The organism is Streptomyces sp. NPDC004031 (genome assembly GCF_053604375.1).
Genome location: NZ_JBSGHL010000025.1, coordinates 1 through 21245, shown reverse-complemented (window position 1 = coordinate 21245; position 21245 = coordinate 1). Strand labels below are relative to the sequence as shown.

The 21245-nt window shown below is 70.8% G+C and carries 21 protein-coding genes and 1 tRNA gene; 16 read left to right on the top strand and 6 right to left on the bottom strand.

The window, feature by feature from the left end; translation table 11 throughout:
- The first annotated feature begins 2 nt into the window (after positions 1-2).
- The 7 genes from ACWERV_RS18090 to htpX all read left to right on the top strand — a co-directional run bounded on the left by ACWERV_RS18090 (position 3) and on the right by htpX (position 7855).
- The gene (locus tag ACWERV_RS18090) at positions 3-587 is read left to right on the top strand and encodes a NuoI/complex I 23 kDa subunit family protein (protein ID WP_398185580.1); all 585 of its coding nucleotides are present in this window, start codon (positions 3-5) and stop codon (positions 585-587) included.
- The gene (locus tag ACWERV_RS18085; RefSeq protein WP_398185577.1) at positions 584-1231 is read left to right on the top strand and encodes an NADH-quinone oxidoreductase subunit J family protein; all 648 of its coding nucleotides are present in this window, start codon (positions 584-586) and stop codon (positions 1229-1231) included. Before ACWERV_RS18090 ends, ACWERV_RS18085 begins: the two co-directional genes overlap by 4 nt.
- Positions 1231-1632, top strand: a complete 402-nt coding sequence (gene nuoK, locus ACWERV_RS18080; protein ID WP_452933915.1) for an NADH-quinone oxidoreductase subunit NuoK — start codon at positions 1231-1233, stop codon at positions 1630-1632. Before ACWERV_RS18085 ends, nuoK begins: the two co-directional genes overlap by 1 nt.
- Positions 1629-3617: an NADH-quinone oxidoreductase subunit 5 family protein gene (locus ACWERV_RS18075; protein WP_452933912.1), complete on the top strand. Its 1989-nt coding sequence runs from the start codon at positions 1629-1631 to the stop codon at positions 3615-3617. Before nuoK ends, ACWERV_RS18075 begins: the two co-directional genes overlap by 4 nt.
- 9 nt (positions 3618-3626) lie before the next feature.
- Positions 3627-5192: a complex I subunit 4 family protein gene (locus tag ACWERV_RS18070; protein WP_398185569.1), complete on the top strand. Its 1566-nt coding sequence runs from the start codon at positions 3627-3629 to the stop codon at positions 5190-5192.
- Positions 5192-6847: an NADH-quinone oxidoreductase subunit N gene (locus ACWERV_RS18065; protein WP_452933909.1), complete on the top strand. Its 1656-nt coding sequence runs from the start codon at positions 5192-5194 to the stop codon at positions 6845-6847. Before ACWERV_RS18070 ends, ACWERV_RS18065 begins: the two co-directional genes overlap by 1 nt.
- Before the next feature lie 150 nt (positions 6848-6997).
- Entirely contained in the window at positions 6998-7855 is an 858-nt protein-coding gene (htpX, locus tag ACWERV_RS18060; RefSeq protein ID WP_398185564.1) for a zinc metalloprotease HtpX, read from the top strand.
- A gap of 60 nt (positions 7856-7915) precedes the next feature.
- On the opposite strand, the gene ACWERV_RS18055 is transcribed toward htpX, so the two are convergent.
- On the bottom strand, positions 7916-8323 hold the full coding sequence (locus tag ACWERV_RS18055; RefSeq protein WP_398185561.1) for a YccF domain-containing protein: 408 nt from the start codon (positions 8321-8323) through the stop codon (positions 7916-7918).
- 268 nt (positions 8324-8591) lie between these two features.
- Here ACWERV_RS18055 and ACWERV_RS18050 point away from each other — a divergent pair, with 268 nt between their 5' ends.
- The 4 genes from ACWERV_RS18050 (at position 8592) to ACWERV_RS18035 (ending at position 13677) form a co-directional block, all read left to right on the top strand.
- A complete protein-coding gene (locus ACWERV_RS18050) occupies positions 8592-9500 on the top strand; it encodes a MarR family winged helix-turn-helix transcriptional regulator (protein WP_452933906.1) in 909 nt (302 codons plus the stop codon).
- 120 nt (positions 9501-9620) lie between these two features.
- Entirely contained in the window at positions 9621-10082 is a 462-nt protein-coding gene (locus ACWERV_RS18045; protein WP_452933903.1) for a peroxiredoxin, read from the top strand.
- A gap of 203 nt (positions 10083-10285) precedes the next feature.
- Positions 10286-11962, top strand: coding sequence for an aspartate-alanine antiporter (gene aspT, locus ACWERV_RS18040; RefSeq protein WP_452933900.1), 1677 nt, complete (start codon positions 10286-10288; stop codon positions 11960-11962).
- 62 nt (positions 11963-12024) lie between these two features.
- The gene (locus ACWERV_RS18035; protein WP_452933897.1) at positions 12025-13677 is read left to right on the top strand and encodes a bifunctional aspartate transaminase/aspartate 4-decarboxylase; all 1653 of its coding nucleotides are present in this window, start codon (positions 12025-12027) and stop codon (positions 13675-13677) included.
- A gap of 365 nt (positions 13678-14042) precedes the next feature.
- Here ACWERV_RS18035 and ACWERV_RS18030 read toward each other — a convergent pair whose 3' ends face one another.
- Complete coding sequence (locus ACWERV_RS18030; RefSeq protein WP_452933894.1) at positions 14043-15110, bottom strand: toll/interleukin-1 receptor domain-containing protein; 1068 nt, start codon at positions 15108-15110, stop codon at positions 14043-14045.
- Between the two features lie 131 nt (positions 15111-15241).
- On the opposite strand from ACWERV_RS18030, the gene ACWERV_RS18025 reads away from it, so the two are divergent.
- On the top strand, positions 15242-16057 hold the full coding sequence (locus ACWERV_RS18025; protein WP_452933892.1) for a toll/interleukin-1 receptor domain-containing protein: 816 nt from the start codon (positions 15242-15244) through the stop codon (positions 16055-16057).
- 482 nt (positions 16058-16539) lie between these two features.
- Here the strand turns inward: ACWERV_RS18025 and ACWERV_RS18020 are convergent, their stop codons facing one another.
- Positions 16540-17028: a YajQ family cyclic di-GMP-binding protein gene (locus tag ACWERV_RS18020; RefSeq protein ID WP_398185547.1), complete on the bottom strand. Its 489-nt coding sequence runs from the start codon at positions 17026-17028 to the stop codon at positions 16540-16542.
- A gap of 217 nt (positions 17029-17245) precedes the next feature.
- Between ACWERV_RS18020 and ACWERV_RS18015 the strand changes: the two genes are divergently transcribed.
- A tRNA-Tyr gene (locus tag ACWERV_RS18015) sits at positions 17246-17327 on the top strand.
- 114 nt (positions 17328-17441) lie between these two features.
- Here ACWERV_RS18015 and ACWERV_RS18010 read toward each other — a convergent pair.
- Positions 17442-18185, bottom strand: coding sequence for a hypothetical protein (locus ACWERV_RS18010; protein ID WP_452933889.1), 744 nt, complete (start codon positions 18183-18185; stop codon positions 17442-17444).
- 157 nt (positions 18186-18342) lie between these two features.
- Between ACWERV_RS18010 and ACWERV_RS18005 the strand changes: the two genes are divergently transcribed.
- Together ACWERV_RS18005 and ACWERV_RS18000 are read left to right on the top strand one after the other, a co-directional pair.
- Positions 18343-18531: a hypothetical protein gene (locus ACWERV_RS18005; protein WP_452933886.1), complete on the top strand. Its 189-nt coding sequence runs from the start codon at positions 18343-18345 to the stop codon at positions 18529-18531.
- A 203-nt stretch (positions 18532-18734) separates the two neighbouring features.
- Positions 18735-18875: a hypothetical protein gene (locus ACWERV_RS18000; protein WP_452933883.1), complete on the top strand. Its 141-nt coding sequence runs from the start codon at positions 18735-18737 to the stop codon at positions 18873-18875.
- A 41-nt stretch (positions 18876-18916) separates the two neighbouring features.
- Here ACWERV_RS18000 and ACWERV_RS17995 read toward each other — a convergent pair whose 3' ends face one another.
- Positions 18917-19555 carry an HD domain-containing protein gene (locus ACWERV_RS17995; protein WP_452933880.1) on the bottom strand — a complete coding sequence of 213 codons (639 nt, stop codon included), beginning with the start codon at positions 19553-19555 and terminating at the stop codon, positions 18917-18919.
- A 95-nt stretch (positions 19556-19650) separates the two neighbouring features.
- Here ACWERV_RS17995 and ACWERV_RS17990 point away from each other — a divergent pair, with 95 nt between their 5' ends.
- A complete protein-coding gene (locus tag ACWERV_RS17990) occupies positions 19651-20502 on the top strand; it encodes a helix-turn-helix transcriptional regulator (protein WP_452933878.1) in 852 nt (283 codons plus the stop codon).
- A gap of 7 nt (positions 20503-20509) precedes the next feature.
- Here the strand turns inward: ACWERV_RS17990 and ACWERV_RS17985 are convergent, their stop codons facing one another.
- Positions 20510-21058: a hypothetical protein gene (locus tag ACWERV_RS17985; RefSeq protein WP_452933876.1), complete on the bottom strand. Its 549-nt coding sequence runs from the start codon at positions 21056-21058 to the stop codon at positions 20510-20512.
- Positions 21059-21245: the final 187 nt, after the last annotated feature.

The following is a 21245-nucleotide window of genomic DNA, read 5'->3' as shown; positions in this document are numbered from 1 at the left end:
CCATGGCGCCCGCGTCCCGTATCCCCGGATCCGGCCTCGCCAAGGGCCTGGCCGTCACCCTGCGCACCCTGACCCGGCGCACCGTCACCGACCAGTACCCCGACGCGCTGCCCGACCTGCCGCCGCGCAGCCGCGGTGTCATCGCGCTGTTCGAGGAGAACTGCACGGTGTGCATGCTGTGCGCGCGCGAGTGCCCGGACTGGTGCATCTACATCGACTCGCACAAGGAGACCGCCCCGCCCGCGGCCCCCGGCGGGCGCGAGCGCAGCCGGAACGTCCTGGACCGTTTCGCGATCGACTTCTCTCTGTGCATGTACTGCGGTATCTGTATCGAGGTGTGCCCCTTCGACGCGCTGTTCTGGTCACCGGAGTTCGAGTACGCGGAAACCGACATCCGCGACCTCACCCACGAACGCGACAAGCTGCGCGCGTGGATGTGGACGGTGCCCGAGCCGCCCGCGCTCGACCCGGCCGCCGAGGAGCCCAAGGAGATCGCCGCCGCCCGCAAGGCCGCGGACAAGGCCGCGGCGGCGCGTGACGCCGCCGGCCCCGGCGACGGCACCGCCCCCGGAGGCGGCACCGCGTGAACCACTCGTACCCCTCCTTCGCGGTCGCCGCCTCCCACCCCGGCTTCCTCTCCCCGACCGGCGTCGAGATCACCTTCGTCCTGGTCGGCCTGGCCACCCTGGGCGCGGCCGTGCTGACCGTCACCACCCGGCAGCTCGTGCACGCCGCGCTGTGGCTGGTCGTCGCGCTCGGCGGCACGGCCGTCGAGTACCTGCTGCTCACCGCGGAGTTCATCGCCTGGGTGCAGGTCCTCATCTACGTCGGCTCCGTCGTCGTCCTGCTGCTCTTCGGCCTGATGCTCACCAAGGCGCCGATCGGCCGCTCGCCCGACGCCGACTCCGAGAACCGGCTCGTCGCCCTCGGCGTCGCGCTCGCCTCCGCCGCCACCCTGGTGTGGGTCGTGCTGGACGGCTTCCGCAGCAGCTGGATCACGCCGCACACCCAGCAGGGCACGGACAGCGAGGGCGAGCCCGTCACCGTCACGGTCACCAAGGGCTCGACCCGCCTGACCGGCGAGAGCCTCTTCCGCTCCTGGGTGCTGCCCTTCGAGGCGCTGTCGGTGCTGCTGCTGGCCGCGCTGGTCGGCGCGATCGTGCTCTCCCGCCGCGGCAGGACCGACCCGCCCGCCCGCGAGGCCGCGCCCCAGCCCGAGGAGCAGCGCTGATGCACGTCGCCTACCCCGCCGTCCTCGCCGTCCTCCTCTTCTGCGTCGGCCTGTACGGGGTGCTCGCCCGGCGCAACGCGATCCTCGTCCTGATGTCCGTCGAGCTCATGCTCAACGCCGTCAACCTCAACCTCGTCGCCTTCGACGCCTGGCTCGGCGACACCCTGCACTCCGGCCAGGCGCTCACCCTCTTCACCATCACCATCGCCGCCGCCGAGATCGGCCTGGGCCTGGCCATCGTGCTGCTGGTCTTCCGGCACCGCGGCAGCTCCGACATCGACCGGCTCACCGCCCTCGCCGAACCCCCGCCGCACGGCGGGCCCGGCGCCGGACCCCAGCCGCCGGACACGTCGCCCGCGGGGGCCACCGCCGGCGACGGGAAGGCAGAGGCCACCGCGTGACCCTGACCGCCACCGCCGCGCTCGTCCCCCTGCTGCCCTTCCTGGGCGCGGCCGCCGGACTGCTGCTCGGCCGGCGTGCCCCCGGCTTCGTCCGGCCGCTCGCCGTGCTGCCCACCGCGGCCGCCTTCGTGCTCGCCGCGGTCACCGCCGCCCGGCAGGGCACCGGCGCGCCCACCGACGCCGCCCACCGGCTGACCGTCACCGGCTCCGTGCCGATCGACCTCGCCCTGCACCTGGACGGCTTCTCGGTGCTGGTCGCCGTCCTCGTCGGCCTGGTCGCCACCTGCGTGCAGCTGTACTCCGTCTCCTACCTGCGGCACGACGCGCGCTACCCGTCGTACGCGGCGCTCGTCTCCCTCTTCACCTCCGCGATGCTGCTCGTCGTCTACACCGGCGACCTGATGGTGCTGCTCGTCGGCTGGGAGGTCATGGGCATCTGCTCCTACTTCCTGGTCGGGCACTACTGGGAGACCGAGGCCGCGCGCGCCGCCTCGATCAAGGCCTTCCTCGTCACCAAGCTCGGCGACGTCCCCTTCCTCATCGGGGTGTTCGCGCTCGCCGCCGACGCGCACACCTTCCGGATCACCGGCATCCTCGACGCGACCGCGCACGGGCAGCTGCACCACCCGACGGTGATCGCGCTGCTGCTGCTCGCCGGGGTCGCCGGCAAGTCCGCGCAGTTCCCGCTGCACACCTGGCTGCCCGACGCGATGGCCGGCCCGACCCCCGTCTCGGCGCTCATCCACGCCGCCACGATGGTCGCCGCGGGCATCTACCTGGTGGCCCGGCTGCTGCCGGTCTTCACCGCGTCCGCCGCCGCGCTCGCCGTCCTCGCCGTGATGGCTGCCGTGACGATGGCCGGGTCCGCGCTCGCCGCCCTCGCGCAGGACGACATCAAGCGCGTGCTCGCCTACTCCACGATCGGCCAGCTCGGCTACATGGCCGGGGCGCTGGCCGTCGGCGACCGGGACGCCGCCGTCTTCCACCTCCTGTCGCACGGCGCCTTCAAGGCGCTGCTCTTCCTGGGCGCGGGCGTCGTCATCCACGCCGCCGGCACCAACTCGCTCACCGCCATGTCCCGCATGGGCCACCTGAGCAAGCGCGTGCCCGACGCGATGTGGACGATGGGCCTGGCACTGGCCGCGCTCGCCGCCCTGCCGCCGCTGTCCGGCTTCTTCTCCAAGGAGTCCGTGCTGCGCGCCGCCGAGCACGCCGCCTCCGGCGACACCGCGCACGTCCCCGCCGCGGTCGGCTGGACCGTGCTCGTCGCCGGCCTGCTGACCGCACTGCTCACCGCCGCGTACGCCACCCGCCTGTTCCTGCTGGCCTTCCGCGGCAGCGGCCCCGACGCCCCCGACCACGGCCGCCCGCCCGCCGTCATGACCGGCGTGCTGTGGGTGCTGGCCGTCCCCACCGTCGCCTTCGGCGGCCTGGCCTACCGCGAGCTGCCCGACTGGTTCGGCGGCGCCCCGCTCGGCCCGACCCTGCTCACCTCCCTCCTCGGCACCCTCCTGGCCCTCGCCGGAGTCGCCGTCAACTACGCCGTCTGGTCCCGCGCGGCCGCGACCCGCCGGGCCGTACCCGCCGGGGCCGTCGTCACCGCCGACCCCGACGAGGAACCCGCGCTCGTCGAGGCCGAGGCCATCGCGACGCACAAGGAGATCTACGGCGACATCGCCGCCGCCGACGACCCCGCCGACCCCGGCCGCACCCTGCTCGGCCCGCTGCACCCGCTCGCCGCGCACGGCTTCCGCCTGGACGCCGTCTACAGCGCGCTCTTCGTCCGTCCCGTCCTGGCCGCCGCCTCGCTCGTCCGCTTCCTCGACCGGCAGGTCGTCGAGACCTACGTCCGCGGTGCGGGCGGCGCCCCGGGGCTGCTCGGCGCGGCCGTCCGCAAGGCCCAGAGCGGGAACGTCCAGACCTACCTCAGCGCGCTGCTGGCCGGTGCCGTGGTGCTCGCCGTCCTCGTCGCCGTCGGAGGCTGAGAGAAACCCGTGAACGACACCGCTCTGCAGTACGTCCTCGTCGCGCTCGTGGCTCTGCCGCTGCTCGGCGCGGCCGGCGCCCTGCTCCCGCCGCCCCCCGGTCTGAAGGGCCGCAGCCCCGACCAGGCCGTGCTGCGGCACGGTGTGACCGTCACCGGCGCCGTCCTGATCCTCGCGATCGTCCTCGCGGCCGGCTTCGACCACGACCACCCCGCGAAGACGCAGGCGAGCACGGACGTCAGCTGGATCCCCGCGCTGCGGATCCACTTCCACCTCGGTGTCGACGGCATCTCGCTCCCCCTCCTCGTGCTGACCGCGCTGCTGACCTTCCTGTGCGCGCTCTACTCGTACTTCCACCTGCCGGCCGGCGGCTCGGCGAAATCCTTCGTCGCCCTGCTGCTCCTGCTGGAGACGGGCACGCTGGCCACCTTCGCCGTCCTCGACCTGATGCTGTTCTTCCTGGCCTTCGAGACGGTCCTCATCCCGATGTACTTCCTGATCGCCCGCTGGGGCGGCGGCGACCGGGAACGCTCGGCCCTGCGCTTCATCGTCTACACACTCCTCGGCTCCGTGATCATGCTGCTCGGCCTGCTCCTCATCGGGATCAAAGCGGGCACATTCGACATGGTGGCACTCGCCACTGACAACGGGTCACACCTCGGTCACTCCACGCAGCTCATCGCCGTTCTCGCCATCGGCACCGGCCTGGCGATCAAGGCCCCGATGTGGCCCCTGCACAGCTGGCTCCCGGACGCCCACACCGCCGCCCCCACCGTCGGATCGGTGCTGCTCGCGGGCGTGCTGCTCAAGATGGGCACGTACGGCCTGGTCCGCATCGTGCTGCCCGACACGCCGGGCGGCATACAGACGTTCGCCCCCTACCTGGCCGCCTTCGCGGTCGTCGGCATCGTCTACGGCTCGCTCGCCTGCCTCCAGCTCGCCCGGCAGGGCAACGGCGGCGACCTCAAGCGCCTGATCGCCTACTCCTCCGTCGGCCACATGGGCTTCGTGCTCCTCGGCATCGCCTCCCTCAACCCCACCGGCGTCAACGGCGCGCTCTTCGCCAACATCGCCCACGGCCTCATCACCGGCCTGCTCTTCTTCCTCGTCGGCGCCGTCAAGGACCGCTACGGCTCCTCCGACCTCGACGAACTCGCCGGCCGCACCGGCGCCGCCCTCTACGGCCGCGCCCCGCGCCTGGGCGGCCTGCTCGCCTTCGCCGCCGTCGCCTCGCTCGGACTGCCGGGCCTGGCCGGGTTCTGGGGCGAGATGCTCGCGATGTTCGGCTCCTTCAAACCCGCCGCCGAACTGAGCCGCCCCGCCTACCTGGTCTTCACCGCGGTCGCCGCCTTCGGCACCCTGCTGACCGCCGGCTACCTGCTCACCGTCGTGCGCCGGGTCTGCATGGGCGACAAGGAGACCACCGAGCTGCGCCCCGCCCTCGCCGACGTCCGCGGCTACGAGTTCGCCGCCTGGACGCCGCTGGCCGCCCTCACCGTGCTGGCCGGGCTGTGGCCCGCGGCCCTCCTCGGGCTCACCGACCCGGCCGTACGCTCCCTGCTCGGAGGCCACTGATGGCACTCGCCCACGCCGCCGTCCACGCCCAGGCCGCCGCCACCCACATCGCGGGTTCCGCCCACGTCCCGGCCCCCGCCCAGGTCCCGGATTCCGCCCTCACGCAGGCCGCCGCCTTCGCGCAGCACGTCGACTGGTCCCCGCTCGGCCCCGTCCTCGTCCCGGCCGCGCTCGCCGTCGCCGTCCTGGTCGCCGACCTCTTCCTGCCGCCCGCCCGCAAGGTGCTGCTCGGCTGGATCACCGCGGCCGGGCTGCTCGCCGCCGCGCTCACCCTCATCCCGCTGCGCGGCGGCCCGAGCGCGACCTTCTGCCAGACGCGCAGCCAGAGCCCCCACACCGCCGACTGCTCCTACGTCACCGACCACTTCACCCTGGCGATCCAGGCCCTGGTGCTGGGCGGCGCCCTGCTCACCACACTGCTGTCGATCAGCACCCTCGACGAGATGCCAGCGGGCGAGTACTGGTTCCTGCTGCTGTCGTCCGTCACCGGCGCCACGCTGCTGCCCGCCTCCCGCGACCTGGCCACGCTGATCGTCGCCCTGGAGGTGACGACGCTGCCCGCCTTCGCGCTCGTCGGCCTGCGCCGCGACGACAAGCACTCCAGCGAGGCCGCGCTCAAGTTCTTCCTGACCTCGGTCACGGCGACCGCGGTCGCGCTGCTCGGCGTCAGCTTCGTCTACGGCGCCTCCGGCACCCTCTACCTGACGCAGATCGGCTCCGCGCTGCCGCTCACCGACGCCGGCCCGCTCTCCACCGTCGCCCACGTCGGCATGGCCCTCACCATCGTCGGCTTCGCCTTCAAGCTCGCCGTCGCGCCCTTCCACTTCTGGGTGCCCGACACCTATGCGGGCGCTCCGCTGCCGATCGCCGCCTATCTGTCGGTCGTCGGCAAGGCCGCCGGTTTCTCCGGGCTGATCCTGCTCGTCGTCGTCGCCTTCCGCCCGTACGCGCACACGTGGGGCCCGGCGATCGCGGTCCTGGCCGCGCTCACCATGACCGTCGGCAACGTCGGCGCCCTGCGGCAGCGCCCCGACGTCCCCCGCGGCGCCGTGCGCCTGCTGGCCTGGTCGTCGATCGGGCAGGCCGGATACCTGCTGGTGCCGATGGCCGTGGCCGCCTCCACCGACGAGCCCGCGCACGAGATCGGCACCACGGTCGCGTACGCGCTCATGTACGCGGTGGTCAACCTCGGCGCCTTCGCCGTCGTCGCCCTCGTCGAGCGCACCGCGCCGCTCAGCCGCCTCACCGACTACCGCGCCCTGCACGCCCGCCGCCCCGCGGCCGCCCTGGCGCTCGCCTTCTTCCTGCTGTGCCTGGCCGGGCTGCCGCCCGGCGTGATCGGGCTGTTCGCGAAGGTCGCGGTCTTCTCCACCGCGGTCGGGACGCAGCACGGCTGGCTGGCGGTGGTCATGGCCGTCAACGTCGTCATCGCGCTCGTCTACTACCTGCGCTGGACGGCCCTGCTCTTCGCCCGCGCCCCCGAGCCCGCACCCGCGGCCGCGGGGGAGGCCGTCGTGGAGGCCTCCGTGGAGTCCGCCGTGGCACGTACGCCCTTCGCGCTCGGCGCCGCCGTCGCGCTCACCGCCGCCGCGGGCCTGGCCCTGTCCGGCGCCCCGCAGCTCGTCCTGCGCTTCGCGCAGGGCAGCCTGCTCTGAGCCGCCCCTTCGCCCTCCCGGCGGCCACCGCGCGTGTGTGCCGGAACGCACAAGGGAACTAGCTCCCGCCGGGTGGCGTTGAGCAGGGCAGGAGGTTTTCCTTAGGGGGAGGTCCCCCGGGGCACACACCGCAGAATGTGGAGGGCGCACGTGCACCGCCGGCACAACGGGTTGAAGACCGCCGTACTCCTCGGTGGCCTGTCCGCACTCATCCTGGTCATCGGCAGCTTCTTCGGCCGCACCGGGCTCATCGTGGCGCTCGTCATCGCCCTGGGTACGAACGCGTACGCGTACTGGAACAGCGACAAGCTGGCGCTGCGCGCGATGCGCGCCCGGCCGGTCAGCGAGATCGAGGCGCCCGCGCTCTACCGGATCGTGCGCGAGCTGTCGACGGCGGCCCGGCAGCCCATGCCGCGCCTCTACATCTCGCCGACGGAGGCGCCCAACGCGTTCGCCACCGGCCGCAACCCGCGAAACGCCGCGGTGTGCTGCACCGACGGCATCATGCGCATCCTCGACGAGCGCGAGCTGCGCGGGGTCATCGGCCACGAGCTGAGCCACGTCTACAACCGCGACATCCTCATCTCGTCGATCGCCGGCGCGCTCGCCTCCGTGGTGATGTTCCTGGTCAACTTCGCGTGGCTGATCCCCGTCGGCCGCTCGGACGACGACGACGGCCCCGGCATCCTCGGCATGCTGCTGATGATGATCCTCGGCCCGCTCGCCGCGTCCCTCATCCAGCTCGCCGTCTCCCGCTCCCGGGAGTACGAGGCCGACGCGTCCGGCGCCCGCCTCACCGGCGACCCGCTCGCGCTCGCCTCGGCGCTGCGCAAGCTCGACGCGGGCACCAAGCAGCTGCCGCTGCCGCCCGAGCCCCGGCTGGAGACGGCGAGCCACATGATGATCGCCAACCCCTTCCGGCCCGGCGACGCGTCGAAGCTCTTCTCCACCCACCCGCCCATGGCCGAGCGCATCTCCCGCCTGGAGGAGATGGCCGGCCGCCGCTGAGCCCTTCAGGCCGGGCCTAGGTCCGAGTCCGGGCTCGGATACGGGCCCGGGGCCGGGCGCTCAGCGCGGGTACGCGAAGGCGCCCTCGTCCGACGGCACGATCTCGCGGCCCAGCGGCATCAGCGAGACGGGGATGAGCTTCAGGTTCGCCCAGCCGAACGGGATGCCGACGATCGACACGAAGAGCGGGATGCTGGTGAGCAGGTGCCCCAGCGCCAGCCACCAGCCCGCGAAGACCAGCCAGACCACGTTCCCCACGCAGGACGGCGCCCCGGCGTCCGGCCGCTCCACCGTCGTCCGCCCGAAGGGCCACAGCACATATCCCGCTATCCGCAGCGAGGCGATGCCGAACGGGATCGTCACGATGAGGACGAAGCAGATCAGCGCCGCCAGGACGTAGGCCAGCGCCATCCACAGCCCGCAGAAGACCAGCCAGATCACGTTGAGTACGAGTCGCAACACACTCATGGCCTGCACCTTTCCAGGTCCGAACGGCTCCATGCGCCCACTGCGTCCAGTATCGGGCCGCGCACTGACAGAGGGAAACGGAAGCGGCCCGATACGGTGCGGTCCGTGACGGCTGGGATGGCCGGTTCCCGACGGTCGCGCGGGGCTGCGCGGGCGGCGCGCGGCGGCGCCCGGCGGGTCGCCCGGCAGGTGCCGTCACCACAGTGTGACCCGCAGGGGCGCTGGTCAGACGGCTGCGCTTTGCTAGTCTCGCGGGCGGAGGTGCACGGTGGTCAAGGGTGACGCGCTCGGCGGCGGGACCGCGGCCACGGCGTTGCCCCCGGGGCTCGCCCGCTACACCGCGTACCTGCTGCGCCGGGCCCACGCCCTCGCCAACGCCTCCGCGCGCGACTGCGACGAGACCGCGGACGGCGCGTGCAGCGCCCGCGACTTCCAGGTCCTCGACACCATCGGCGAGCCCGGTGCCGCCTACTCCCAGCAGGATCTCGGCGACCGGCTCGGCATCAACCGCACCACCATGGTCAAGCTCATCGACCGCTTCGAGGCCGCCGGACAGGTCATACGCACCCGCAACCCCGACGACCGCCGCTCCTACGTCCTGGGCCTCACCGGCGAGGGCCGCGCCGCCCTCCAGGCGATGGATCCGGCCATTTCCGCCGCCGACGCCCGGCTCACCACGGGCCTGACCGGCGCCGAACGCGACCGGCTCGGTGTCCTGCTCACCGCGCTGCTGTCCCGCCCCGCCCCGACCCCGGGCGGCGCCCGCCGCACCGGCGCGCTGATCGCCCAGGCCCACCACCTCACCCGGCACCGCATAGAGGCCGCCCTCGCCGACAGCGGCCTGCAGGCCCGCCACTTCGGCGCCCTGACCGTGCTCGCCGACGCGGCCTGCTCGCAGCAGCAGCTCGCCCGGCGGCTGGCGATCAGCGAGCAGGCCGTGCTGGCCGTCGTCGACGACCTGGAGAGCGCGGGCCACGTCGTCCGCGAGCGCGACCCCGCCGACCGCCGCCGCTACGCCCTGCGCATCACCGACGAGGGCCACCGCGCGCTGCGCGCCGCCCGCGAGATCGTGGAGGCCGCGGAGGCGGAGCTGGGCGCGACGCTGGGAGCCGACGGGCGGGCGGAGCTGGCCCGGCTGCTGACGGCCCTCGTCGAGGGGCACGACCCGGCGGCGTAGACCGTTGCGCGCGGCGCGGTGCGGGGCGCGCGGCGCGGGGCCTGCGGTCGGACCGCGCGCGGCCCGGCGCCGTACGATCGCCGGAGACGCCAACGCGGCCGAGAAGTCGAGGAGATGGCCATGGGCACCCTGCAGGTCGGCGACAAGGCACCGGACTTCACGCTTCCCGATCAGGCGGGGAAGCAGGTGACGCTCAGCGGCATCCTGGGCGAGAAGGTCGTGGTGCTGTACTTCTACCCCAAGGACAACACGCGCGGCTGCACCGCCGAGGCGTGCAGCTTCCGCGACAGCTACGAGAGCTTCGTCGCCTCGGGCGCCGAGGTGGTCGGCGTCAGTTCGGACTCCGTCGCCACCCACGAGGGCTTCGCCGGGCGCCACGAGCTGCCGTTCGTCCTGCTGTCCGACCGCGGCCGCGAGGTGCGCAAGCTGTACGGGGCCTCGGCGCTCGGCCTGCTGCCGGGCCGGATCACCTTCGTCATCGACAAGGAGGGCGTCATCCGGCACACGTTCTCGTCGATGACGAACATCGGCGGGCACATCGACGACGCGCTGAAGGTCGTCCGCGAGCTCCAGGCGCAGTAGCGGCGGCCCCGTAGCCGCGGAACGGCGGAGGCGCGGGCGTACGGCACGTTCGGCGTGCCGTACGCCCGCGCTTTCCGTTATGCACCTATTTTCGGCTCATGCACCGATATTTCACCGTCCTGGTGACGGCCGAACTGCTCCCGGCCGTGGCCGAACTGCCACCGGCGGCGGCCGAACCCCCCGTGGCCGGGGGCTGAGCGGGCATGGGCGTCTTCAAGGACCATCCCGAACTGGTCCTTTTCCTCAGCCTGTCGCTGGGCTACCTCGTCGGGAAGGGCCGGATCGGCCCCATCACCCTGGGCGGCATCTGCGGCACCCTCATCGTCTCGCTGCTCTTCGGCGCCTGGACCAAGGCGACCGTCGCCGACGACGTCAAGACGGTCTTCTTCGCGCTGTTCATCTTCGCGCTCGGCTACATGGCCGGACCCCAGTTCTTCCGCAACCTCAACCGCAAGAGCCTGCGCTTCTTCGCGCTGTGCGCGATCGAGCTGGTGTGCGTCCTGGCCATCGCGCTGCTGCTGGCCAAGTGGTTCGACCTCGACGTCGGCACGGCCTCCGGCATCCTCGCGGGCGCGGCCACCGAATCCGCGGTCGTCGGCACCGCCACCGAGTCCATCGGCAAGCTCTCCGGCCTGACACCCGCCCAGGTCACCCACTACCAGGGCAACGTGGCGACCGCCTACACCGTCTGCTACCTCTTCGGCCTGATCACGATCGTGCTCTACGCCAGCCAGATCATGCCGATGATCATGCGGATCAACCTCGCCGACGCCTCCCGCAAGCTGTGGCAGCGCAGCCGCGCCAAGGGCGACCTGGAGTCCGACGAACGGCAGGGCCTGCCCGGCGTCGTCGGCCGCACCTACCTGGTGGCTCAGTCCTCCGGCGAGAGCCTCACCCACCTGCGCGGGCTGAGCGAGCGGGTCAGCGTCGAGACCCTGCGCCGGGACGGCAAGGTCAGCACCCCGATCCCCGACGACTACGTCGCCGCCACCGGTGACGTCCTGCTGCTCGTCGGCCGCCGCGAGGACGTCATCGACGTCGGCCACCAGATCGGCCCCGAGGTGCCCACCGTCCCTGGCATGGACACCCCGCTCGCCACCGAGCAGGTGTCCGTCACCCGCAAGGAGAACGACGGCAAGTCGATCGACGAACTGGAGCAGGACAATCCCGAGTTCTACCGCAGCGGCGTCTACGTCACCGAGGTCGTCCGGGCCGGCAACGCGATTCCCGCCTCCGGCGAGACCGTGGTGCACCAGGGCGACGTCCTGCGCCTCATCGGACTGCGCTCCGGGCTGAAGACACTCGTCGGCAAGCTCGGCCAGGTCGTCAAGAACGACACCACCGACTTCATCTACCTGGGCCTCGGCATCGCCCTCGGCTCGCTCCTCGGCCAGGTCGAGATCAAGATCGGCTCGGCCCCGCTGTCGCTCGGCACCGGCGGCGGCTGCCTCGTCTCCGGCCTGGTCTTCGGCTGGTTCCGCTCCCGCACCCAGACCTTCGGCGCCTTCCCGCCGCAGGCCGCGGCCACCATCAAGGACATGGGCCTCGCGGTCTTCATCGCCTGCACCGGACTGACCTCCGGCCCGCAGGCCTGGCCGCTGATCAAGAAGTACGGCGCCCTGCTGCCCTGCGCGGGTGTCGCCATGGTGCTGGTGCCCGCGACGATCTCCCTGTTCGTCGGCCTGAAGCTGCTGAAGATCGAGAAGCCGCTGCTGATCGGCGCGATCGCCGGCCAGCAGTGCTCGACCCCGGCCATCACCGCGGTCACCCAGGTCGCCGACTCCTCCGTACCGATGCTCGGCTACACGATCACCTACGCCCTCTCCAACTTCCTGCTCCCGCTGACCGGCCCCGTCCTGGTCGGCATCCTGGGCTCCTGACCCGGCCCCCCGTCCCCCGCCCCGCCCCGTCCCGCCCCGCGACCCACGGAAGGCCGCCCCCGATGCCCGCACGCAGCTTCACCCGTGACGAGATCAAGCGGTACGCGCAGCTCTCCCCGTTCGAGCTCAAGAACGTCTTCATCGACATCGCCCAGCAGGCCCAGGGCGACCAGCCCGGCCACAAGGACACCAGCTCCGTCCAGATGCTCAACGCCGGGCGCGGCAACCCCAACTGGATCGCGACCAGCCCCCGCGAGGCCTTCTACGCGCTCGGCTACTTCGCCCTCACCGAGTCGCGCCGCGTCTGGCACGGCGACGACCTCGGCGGCATGCCCGAGAAGCCCGGCGTCGGCGCCCGCTTCGACCGCTGGCTGCGCGAGCACCCGGAACTGCCCGGCACCCTGCTGCTCGCCGACTGCGTCGACCACGCCACCGGCGAACTCGGCCTGGACCGCGAGGACTTCCTCCACGAACTGACCGACGCCGTGACCGGCGACAACTACCCCGTGCCGGACCGCTCCCTGGCCGGCACCGAAGAGGTGGTGCGCGCCTACCTGCGCAGCGAGGTCTACGGCGGCGAACTGCCGTCCGCCGGCCTCTCGCTCTTCCCGACCGAGGGCGGCACCGCCGCCATGTGCTACGTCTTCGACTCCCTCGTGCAGAACGGCATCCTGCACAAGGGCGACCGGATCGCCCTCATGGTGCCGGTCTTCACCCCGTACCTGGAGATCCCGCAGCTCGACACGTACGGCTTCGACGTCGTCTACGTGAACGCGGACCTCATGGCGGGCAAAGGCGTCCGCGAATGGCGCTACCCGGAGTCGGAGGTCGCCAAGCTCGCCGACCCCTCGATCAAGCTGCTTTGCCTCGTCAACCCGTCCAACCCGCCCTCGCTGGCGCTCAGCCGCCGGGTCGCCGACCAGATCACCTCGATCGTCGCCGAGCAGAACCCGAACCTGGTCGTGGTCACCGACGACGTCTACGGCACCTTCGTCGAGGGCTTCCGCTCACTCGCCGCCGACCTGCCCCGCAACACCCTGCTGGTCTACTCGTACTCCAAGCACTACGGCGCCACCGGCTGGCGGCTCGGCGTGATCGGGCTGAGCGACGACAACGTCATCGACGACATGATCGCCGCGCTCCCCGACGCCGAACGCGACCGCCTCGCCCGCCGCTACGGCTCCATCACCCTGGACGTCCCCGGCCTGCGCTTCATCGACCGGCTCGTCGCCGACTCCCGGCAGGTCGCCCTCAACCACACCGCGGGCCTGTCCACCCCGCAGCAGGCGATGACGACCCTCTTCTCGCTCTTCGCGATGCTCCCCGAGGGCCAGGCCTACAAGAAGCAGCTGCGCACCATCGTCCACCGCCGCCTCGACCTGCTGGTGGAGGGCGCCGGCATGAAGATCGCGCAGGACCCGGACCGGGCCGCGTACTACGTCGAACTCGACCTGCTCGCCGAGGCCGAGCGGGTGTACGGCAAGCCCTTCGCGGACTACCTGACCGCCACCTACGAACCGGTGGACCCGCTCTTCCGGCTCGCCGCCCAGACCGGAGTCGTCCTCCTCAACGGCGGCGGCTTCGACGGCCCCGAATGGTCGGTGCGCGCCTCGCTGGCCAACCTCGACGACCTCGACTACCTCAAGATCGGCCACGGCCTGCACCGCATCTTCGAGGAATACCACCACGAGTGGCGCACCGCGAAGGACTCCTGAGCCGCGCGCCGCCCACCGCCGAACGGGGGCGCCGGGCTCACCCGGCGCCTGCCGGCACGTCCTAGCGGTAGTTCACGAACTGCAAGTGCGTCGGCCTGACCTGCGGAACCTTGTTGTTGGGACGTTGGCCTGCGAGAACTTGCCCGACTTGTTTTCGCAGGTCAGCGTCACTTTCGCCAGCCGAGTGCCCTGAGAGTGCCCTGGCGCTGCTGGTTCTGGCCAGGCGGCTCCGGAGTCGCTCGTACTCCTGCCGGGTGGCGTGGGCTGGCCTGTGGCAGGGCCATGGAGGCATGCACCACTCTTCGGCACCGTACGCGATCTCCGTAGCTTGGCATGCTTCGCCATACACCCCTTCGCTCGCATCATCAGATCGGGAGGGCGAATTTCGATCGCGAGTTTTCGTCCAGGATCCCCAAGAAACCAGGAAGACGGACGCTTGCATACTTCTCGGATTCTAGTCGCTTGGTATTATCCGGCAAGGTAACCATCGAGGTCATCCAGGGGTGAATTCGTGCAGTCGACAGGGCAATCACTGCGCCGTGCCTGATGTCGGCGATCTCAGATTCGATGAGGACTGAGAGCACGCTGTGCTGCCGTTGCAGCTCCTCCGCCCTACCTGTGACTGCGGCGTCGAACCCTCTGGCTGAAGCGCCCCAAACGAGTTTTGGGGAGAGTTCGCCGCCGATCGCCTTCTCCATGACCGAGATTTTTTTGTCGAAGAATCTATAATCCCTCAGGAGTGAGCCGGCGAGGGCAAATAGGCCCCCGTCGTCGGCACGCTTGCCTAGGATCTGCAGGGTTGTCTCGATTACCTTCATGCCGAAGGTGTCCAGGGAGCGCCTGGCGATCTCCAGAACGGCGGCATTTCCGGACAGCTTGGAGAGTCCGCGAAGGGCTGCGATCTGAATCGATTGGTCACCGTATTCACTGGAGTGGCGACTCAAGAGGGAAATCGTCTCGGCATCATTGTCCTGAGGGTTCCTCAAACTCTCCTTTAGCTCCCTGGCCTTGCGCAACTCGGGCCGAATGAGGTCTACCAGCCTCGATACGGACTCGGCCTCGCCAGAAGCGCTCCTCATGTCGAGGCAATGTTTCCGGCGCAGTTCCTGGGGGAGGTCTTCGAAGCCCGCGCCACCCACGACTGCGGCAATGACCTCGACTGAGCCTCGGCTGGCCTCGATGAACAGGCTGGCGGACAACTCGTGTTGTACCCAATGCGACTTCATTGAGTTCTCTGAAACGATCGCCAGCATGAATCGGGAGCGCTGAATTCCGCTTTCGACATGTTTGATGATCGAGTCGCCGGGTTTCAGCTCCCAGTCGTCCAGCCACACGCGGAGGCCCTGCCGCCGCATCAGCTCGGCAATCCGTACGACTTGCAGCCGGTCGGCCGAGGAGTAGCAAACGAAGAGGTCGTAGCTGCCGCTGGCCATCGGGCCCCACCTCCATGCGTGAGATCTGAGCGGCTAGCCCAGGTGTCGGCATCGTACTGTGCCGGGCCGACGCCTGATGTACACTTAGTGTCACTCTGACGATTAGTGTCATTGTCGAGGGAGGGGACCCCATGGGTGGCGCGGCGTACGATCTCTTCATCTCCCACGCCTCTGAGGACAAAGAGGCATTTGTTCGACCGCTCGCCGGTATGTTGCGCGAGCTCGGTCTCGCGATCTGGTACGACGAGCACTCCCTGCGCATCGGTGACAGCCTGTCTGCCTCGATCGATCGCGGGCTGCGCGATGCGAAGTACGGGCTGGTTGTACTCAGCCCTGCATTCCTCAAGAAGCCGTGGACCGAGTACGAGTACCGCAGCCTCGTTGCGCTGGAGGGAGATGGCTCTAAGCGTATCCTGCCTGTCTGGCTTGACGTCGATCGCGAAGACATCATCAGCTTTAGCCCGCATCTGGCGGACAAGTTCGCTGTTCAGGCCAATGGTTCCGCACGGACCGCCGCATTTGCGGTCCTGGAAGTCGTGAGGCCAGAGGTTTTCCGTGAGCTTAAGCGCAGGGCCGCACTGGAAACCATTCACGCGGCCCCCTCCGAGTTGGTTCCGTCGCCTCCGGGTCCGCCTCTATTTTCCAGTCAGATCAGGCGGCTTTACCTGATCCGTGAGGCCTTGTTCGAGGTATTCCCGCAAGACTGGCAGGAGATGGTGACGGACTTCCGTCGCGATATTGTCAGTGAGCGTGATTCCGAGATTGATATCTGGGAGTCCATCGCAGGCATCTACTTGGGCGCCTGTCGACGCTTTTCTCTCGACATGGAGGAAAAGAAGGCGCTCTTCCGAGCGCTGCTGCGCGAATCCCTTGGAGATGAGATCGCAGTTGACGCGCCTCAGCCATGGCTTAAATGGGCCAGGGAAGCCAACAGGGCAGAGCTCTGAAGGAAGCCCCGCAACGGACACTCCTCCGCCTGTCCTTCCCTTCAAAGTTTTGAGGCTATGACCGAAGGGAAGTCAGGAGTCCTGACGGAGAAGAGACGGAAGTTCGACGCGGAGTTCCGCGGGGGCGAATCATCGCCGAGACCGGCCAGACGATCGGGCGGGTCGCCAAGGAATTCGGGACCGACGAGGTGACCCCGAGCACGTGGGTGTCGCGAGCGGGGAAGGCCGGCGGGGACGGAACGCTGAGCGTGCCCGAGCGCGAGAAACTGGCGGGGCGCGCCGGTGGGACGCGGAAGAGAACAAGGGGATCAAAGGGCTGAAGAGGAGTCGGCGGCACTCGTCGGGCGATCAGCGGCCAGAAGACGGTGCACGGTATCCCGCACTGAACGGCTGGATGATGGGAGCCGTGGCCGGAGGCGATCAAGCAGGTTCTGAGGGAGCCGGGGGGCGAGATCCCCCCGGCTACTCGCTAGAGCGGCGAACTAGCGGTAGTTCACGAACTGCAGCGCGAAGTCCAGGTCCTTGCCCTTGAGCAGCGCCTGCACGGCCTGCAGGTCGTCCCGGCTCTTCGAGCTGACCCGCAGCTCGTCACCCTGCACCTGGGCCTTGACACCCTTGGGACCCTCGTCCCGGATGATCTTCGCGACCTTCTTGGCGTTGTCCTGCGAGATCCCCTCCTCGATGGAGGCGAAGATCTTGTACTCCTTGCCGGACAGCTGCGGCTCACCCGCGTCCAGCGCCTTGAGCGAGATCCCCCGCTTGACCAGCTTGGTCTCGAAGACGTCCAGGATCGCCTTGACGCGCTCCTCGGAGTTGGCCTCCATGAGGATCTTCTCGCCCGACCACGCGATCGACGCCCCGACGTTCTTGAAGTCGTAGCGCTGCGAGATCTCCTTGGCGGTCTGGTTGAGGGCGTTGTCGACCTCCTGCCGCTCGACCTTCGAGACGATGTCGAAACTGGAGTCGGCCATCTTCAGTGGGCTCCTTGACTGTGTTCCATCAGCGATCACGTCCACGGCCCGTTCCCCGAACCGTCCGCGACCAGCCTAGCCACCGCCCCCCACCCCCCGCACCGACCCGATCCCCTGATCAACCCGGTGGCGAACCACCCCCATCCATCAGGTATCGTTTACCCCGTCGCCAAGGACCCCGCGCACCGCGCGGCCCCGGTCCGGGGCGGCATCCCATGGCGGTATGCCCGAGTGGCCAATGGGAGCGGACTGTAAATCCGTCGGCTTAGCCTACCGTGGTTCGAATCCACGTGCCGCCACATGGTTGAAGGGCCTCTGACCAGCGTTTGCGCTGCTCAGGGGCCCTTCGTCGTGTGCGGGGCGACGGTCGGCGGAGCCCCCCGAACGGGGGTGGTCGGACGGTTCTGCCGCGGTCACGCCCCAGGGGCTTCGCGCGGTGCCAGGGCGGCGCTTACCCGAGCCGAGCGGTCGGGCGGGAGGGCGAAGGCGTTGGCCGGGTTGCGGTACGAGTACCTGCCGTCGTTGACCCGCGTGCCGTCCTCGGCTGTCGTCCAGCGCACCGGACCGGTCAGACCCTGGCTGTCGAGCATGGCCTCGGCGAGCTGCTCGGCGTCCTCCGTGCCCAGGCGCGCGTGGAGGGCGGCGGCGAGTCGGCCGACTGCCTCTCGTGGTGCGGCCGCGTCGCCGAAGGCGGGGAGGAGGAGCAGCAGGCGGGTGTGGGGGTCGGTGGTGGTGCCTCCGGGCAGGCCGTTGTCCACCGCTGTGACCAGGTCCGGCCAGGACAGGCCCGGCCCCATGAAGTGCCCGTCGTCTCGGGCGAGCAGTTCGCCCCTGGTCCAGCCGGGATGGTGCATCACGTAGTCGACACCTCCATCCTCGGGGACGGTTCGGTAGACCACATGGAGGCGGTGTCCCGCGGCGAGCGGAACGGTGAGGACCGGCCAGTCGGCCCGCTGCCAAACATGCTGCCAATAGGCCCGGTGGTCCGCCCAGGCGTACCCCGGGCCGAAGAACGTCTGGCCCGGTGCACCGTTCCCCCACGAGTAGAGGTGCCCCATCCAGAACAACCTCTCGTCCAGCAGCTCGGGCCGCCGCCCGAACGGGCCGTCGTGGTAGCCGGGTATGGGGCCGGGATGCAGGTCCGCGTCGTTGCTCACGTGGGTCAGCATGCCGGGGGCGGGCGGCTCGCCGCCGGGGGCTTGGGGCGGATTCAAACAGTCGTTTGGGGGCACCGGATGGGCAAGGGCGTCCGGTCGGCCGAGTCAGGGTCGGCGTATCGCCGGCGCTGACTGTTCATTGCCAAGGAGGCACACGATGCTGGCAGCCGTGGGGGCCGTCATTCTCGCCATCGCTTATCTGCTCAATGTCACCAGCACGCACACCGACGCGGCGTTCACGCCGTTCAGCCTGCTGATCGCCGGGGCGTTCTTCGTCGCCATGCACCTGGCCGGGTTCGGCGGTGTGCGGTCCACCTCGTCGGGGCGGCGCCGTTGGCGGCGTTGAGCCGGGCGGCGGGGGGGTGATGGGATGTGGGGGTGGACAGATACGAGGGTCTTGCGACGCTGGAGTGGTGGGCCAACCGGTCGACGTGTCTGGCCGGGATTCCGGTGCGGGTCGTGGTGAGTGCGGGTGAGGACGGGTGGAGCTGTGAGGCCACCCCGGAGCCGCCCCTGGTCGGGGAGTATTAGGAGGGGTTCGACCTCCTGATGGAGTTCGATCCCGTCTTCACGCTGCGCTTCGACGAGGAGAGCGAGCTGTACGTCGACGTCGTGGCCGGTGAGGGCGGGAGGCTCGTCCTCACCGCCTACGAGGCCGGGGCCGGGTCCGGCGAACCCGCGGGGAGCTGACCTTCCGGCGGGCCGGGGAGGGCGGTGCGGCCCCGGTCGCGTCAGGGAGCGTCCACGAGGCGGTGGCCGTGGGCGGTGGAGAGGGCCCGGACGTCGGGGTCGCCGAAGGCGTGGCGGAGGTGGGTGAAGGCGTCGGCCTTGGCCTCGCCGAAGCGGCGGACCGCGGCGGTGTAGGCGGCGGGCGTCAGGAACTTGGGGGGTGTGCTCTTGCTGTGGAACTTGTCGGCGTACATCACGAGCCGTTCCTCCGGGGTCTCCGCCAGGTAGTCGGCGGGCGGGAGCGGGAGGTTCTGGCGGGTGATGTCGTCCTTCGTCAGGCCCACGCCGGTGTGGTGGGAGCAGAAGCGGCACAGGGCCTCGGGGAGTCCCTCGGCGGCGAGGATCTCGTGGCCGAGGAGGCCGTGGCGGATGTAGTGGGCGCCGTCGAAGCCGCCGTCGGCGCCGGCGCCGTAGAGGCGGTACACGCCGATGTCGTGGACGAGGCAGCCCGCGCGGACGAGGTCGCGATCGACGGGGGCAGGCGTGCCGTGGGCGGCGAGGGCGTCCAGGAGCTGTTCGGCGATGCGCCAGACGATGACGCAGTGGCCGTGCACGGCGTCGAAGGCCTGCGGCGAGGGGGCGTACCGCTCGTGGAGTCGGCGGATGTCCTCGGGGGTGGGGAGGGGCGTGAGGTCGGTCATCGTCCGTCATTCTCCCGCAGGCGGGCCGCCGCACACGCCTAGGCTGGGGCGACGGCAGCCACGCGGAGGGCCGTGCGAGGCGCGGAGGGGGAGCGGTGGGGGATCTCGAACGGCGGCGCGAGCTCGCGGAGTTCATCAGGAGCCGGCGGGAGCGGCGCAAGCCGGAGGACGCGGGGTTGCGGGTCTACGGGCAGCGGCGCACGCCGGGGCTGCGGCGGGAGGAGGTCGCGACCCTCGCGGGCCTGAGCATCACCTGGTACACGTGGTTGGAGCAGGGCCGCGAGATCAAGGTCTCCCGCCAGGTGCTGGGCAGCCTCGTCCCCGCGCTCGGGCTCGACACGGCGGAGCGCGACCACCTCTACCGCCTCGCCGGCGAGATGCCGCCCGCCGACCGGCCCGCCGGACCGCCCGCGCCCTCCGGGATACCCCGGCCGTACGAGCTGCTGCTCGCGCACCTGGACCCGAACCCCTCCTTCGTCGTCAACCGCCGTTTCGACGTCCTCGCCTGGAACGCCGGCTGCGAGCTGCTGCTCGGCGACCTCGCCGCCCTGCCCGCCGAGCGGCGCAACATCCTGTGGCTCCACTTCACCTCTCCCGAGGCGCGCGCCATGTCCCTGGACTGGGAGGAGGAGGCGGCCCACACCCTCGGCCTCTTCCGCGCCCAGGTCGGCGAGCACATCCTGGACCCGGACGTCGTCGCCCTGCTGCGCGACCTGGAGCGGGCCAGCGCCGACTTCGGCCGGCTGTGGCGGCGCAAGGACCTGACCCCGTACGTCCCGCAGCCGCGCACCCTCGACCATCCGGTGCTCGGCCGGGTCACGTTCGAGTACGCCAAGATGCACATCGCGAACGACGACAGGACGGTGGTGTCCTACCTGACCCCGCCGGGCTCGGACCTGGACCGCCGGCTGCGGGAGGCTCTCGCGGAGCGGCAGCCGGCCGGCTGAGGAGGCGTCAGCGCTCCTCGTCCGGTATGCCCGCCGCCCATCGCGCCAGCGTCCGGAAGTCCTCGGGGAGCAGCCCGACGCGCGGGTTCACGTGGTGGAGCAGCGCGGGCCCCGGGTGGTGCGCGGCGACGTACTCCCCGTCCAGGGCGCTCTGCTCGTCGTCGACCCAGGCGAAGGGGCGGCCGGCGGCGTGCTCGACGAGCGCGGCCGTCTTCCAGTGGACGCCGTCGGGGCGTTCTGCCAGCAGGGCGTCGCCGAAGTCGACGTACGGCAGCTCGGGCAGGCCCAGGACCGGGGCGATCCACCGGTTGGCGTCGGCCGTCCACGTGGTGGCCCAGCACAGTTCGTAGTCGAGGCCGAGCAGGGCCGGGCCGTGCCAGGGGGCGAGCCAGACGCGCAGCGTGCGCCCGGCGAGGGCGGACGGACCGGACGGACCGGACCGGTCGGGGTCGAGCGTGACCCGGAGGGTGGTGTAGCCGTCCGGGCGGCGTTCGGGCTGTGCGGCGTACGGGTTGAGGGGGCCGTCGACGTCGAGGTAGAGCAGCGGTCGGCTCACCTGCGTCATCGTGCCACGCGGATCCGACAGAGGAGGGGGTGCCGGACTCCGGCGCCGGATTCCGGGCGGTCCCGAAGGCGCGGCGGGGGGTGCGGCAGGGGGGCGCGGCCGGGGGCGGTTCCGGGGGCGCGGCAGGGGGCCGGGTCCGAGGAGGCGGGTGTGGAGCTGCGGACGGGCACCCCGGTGG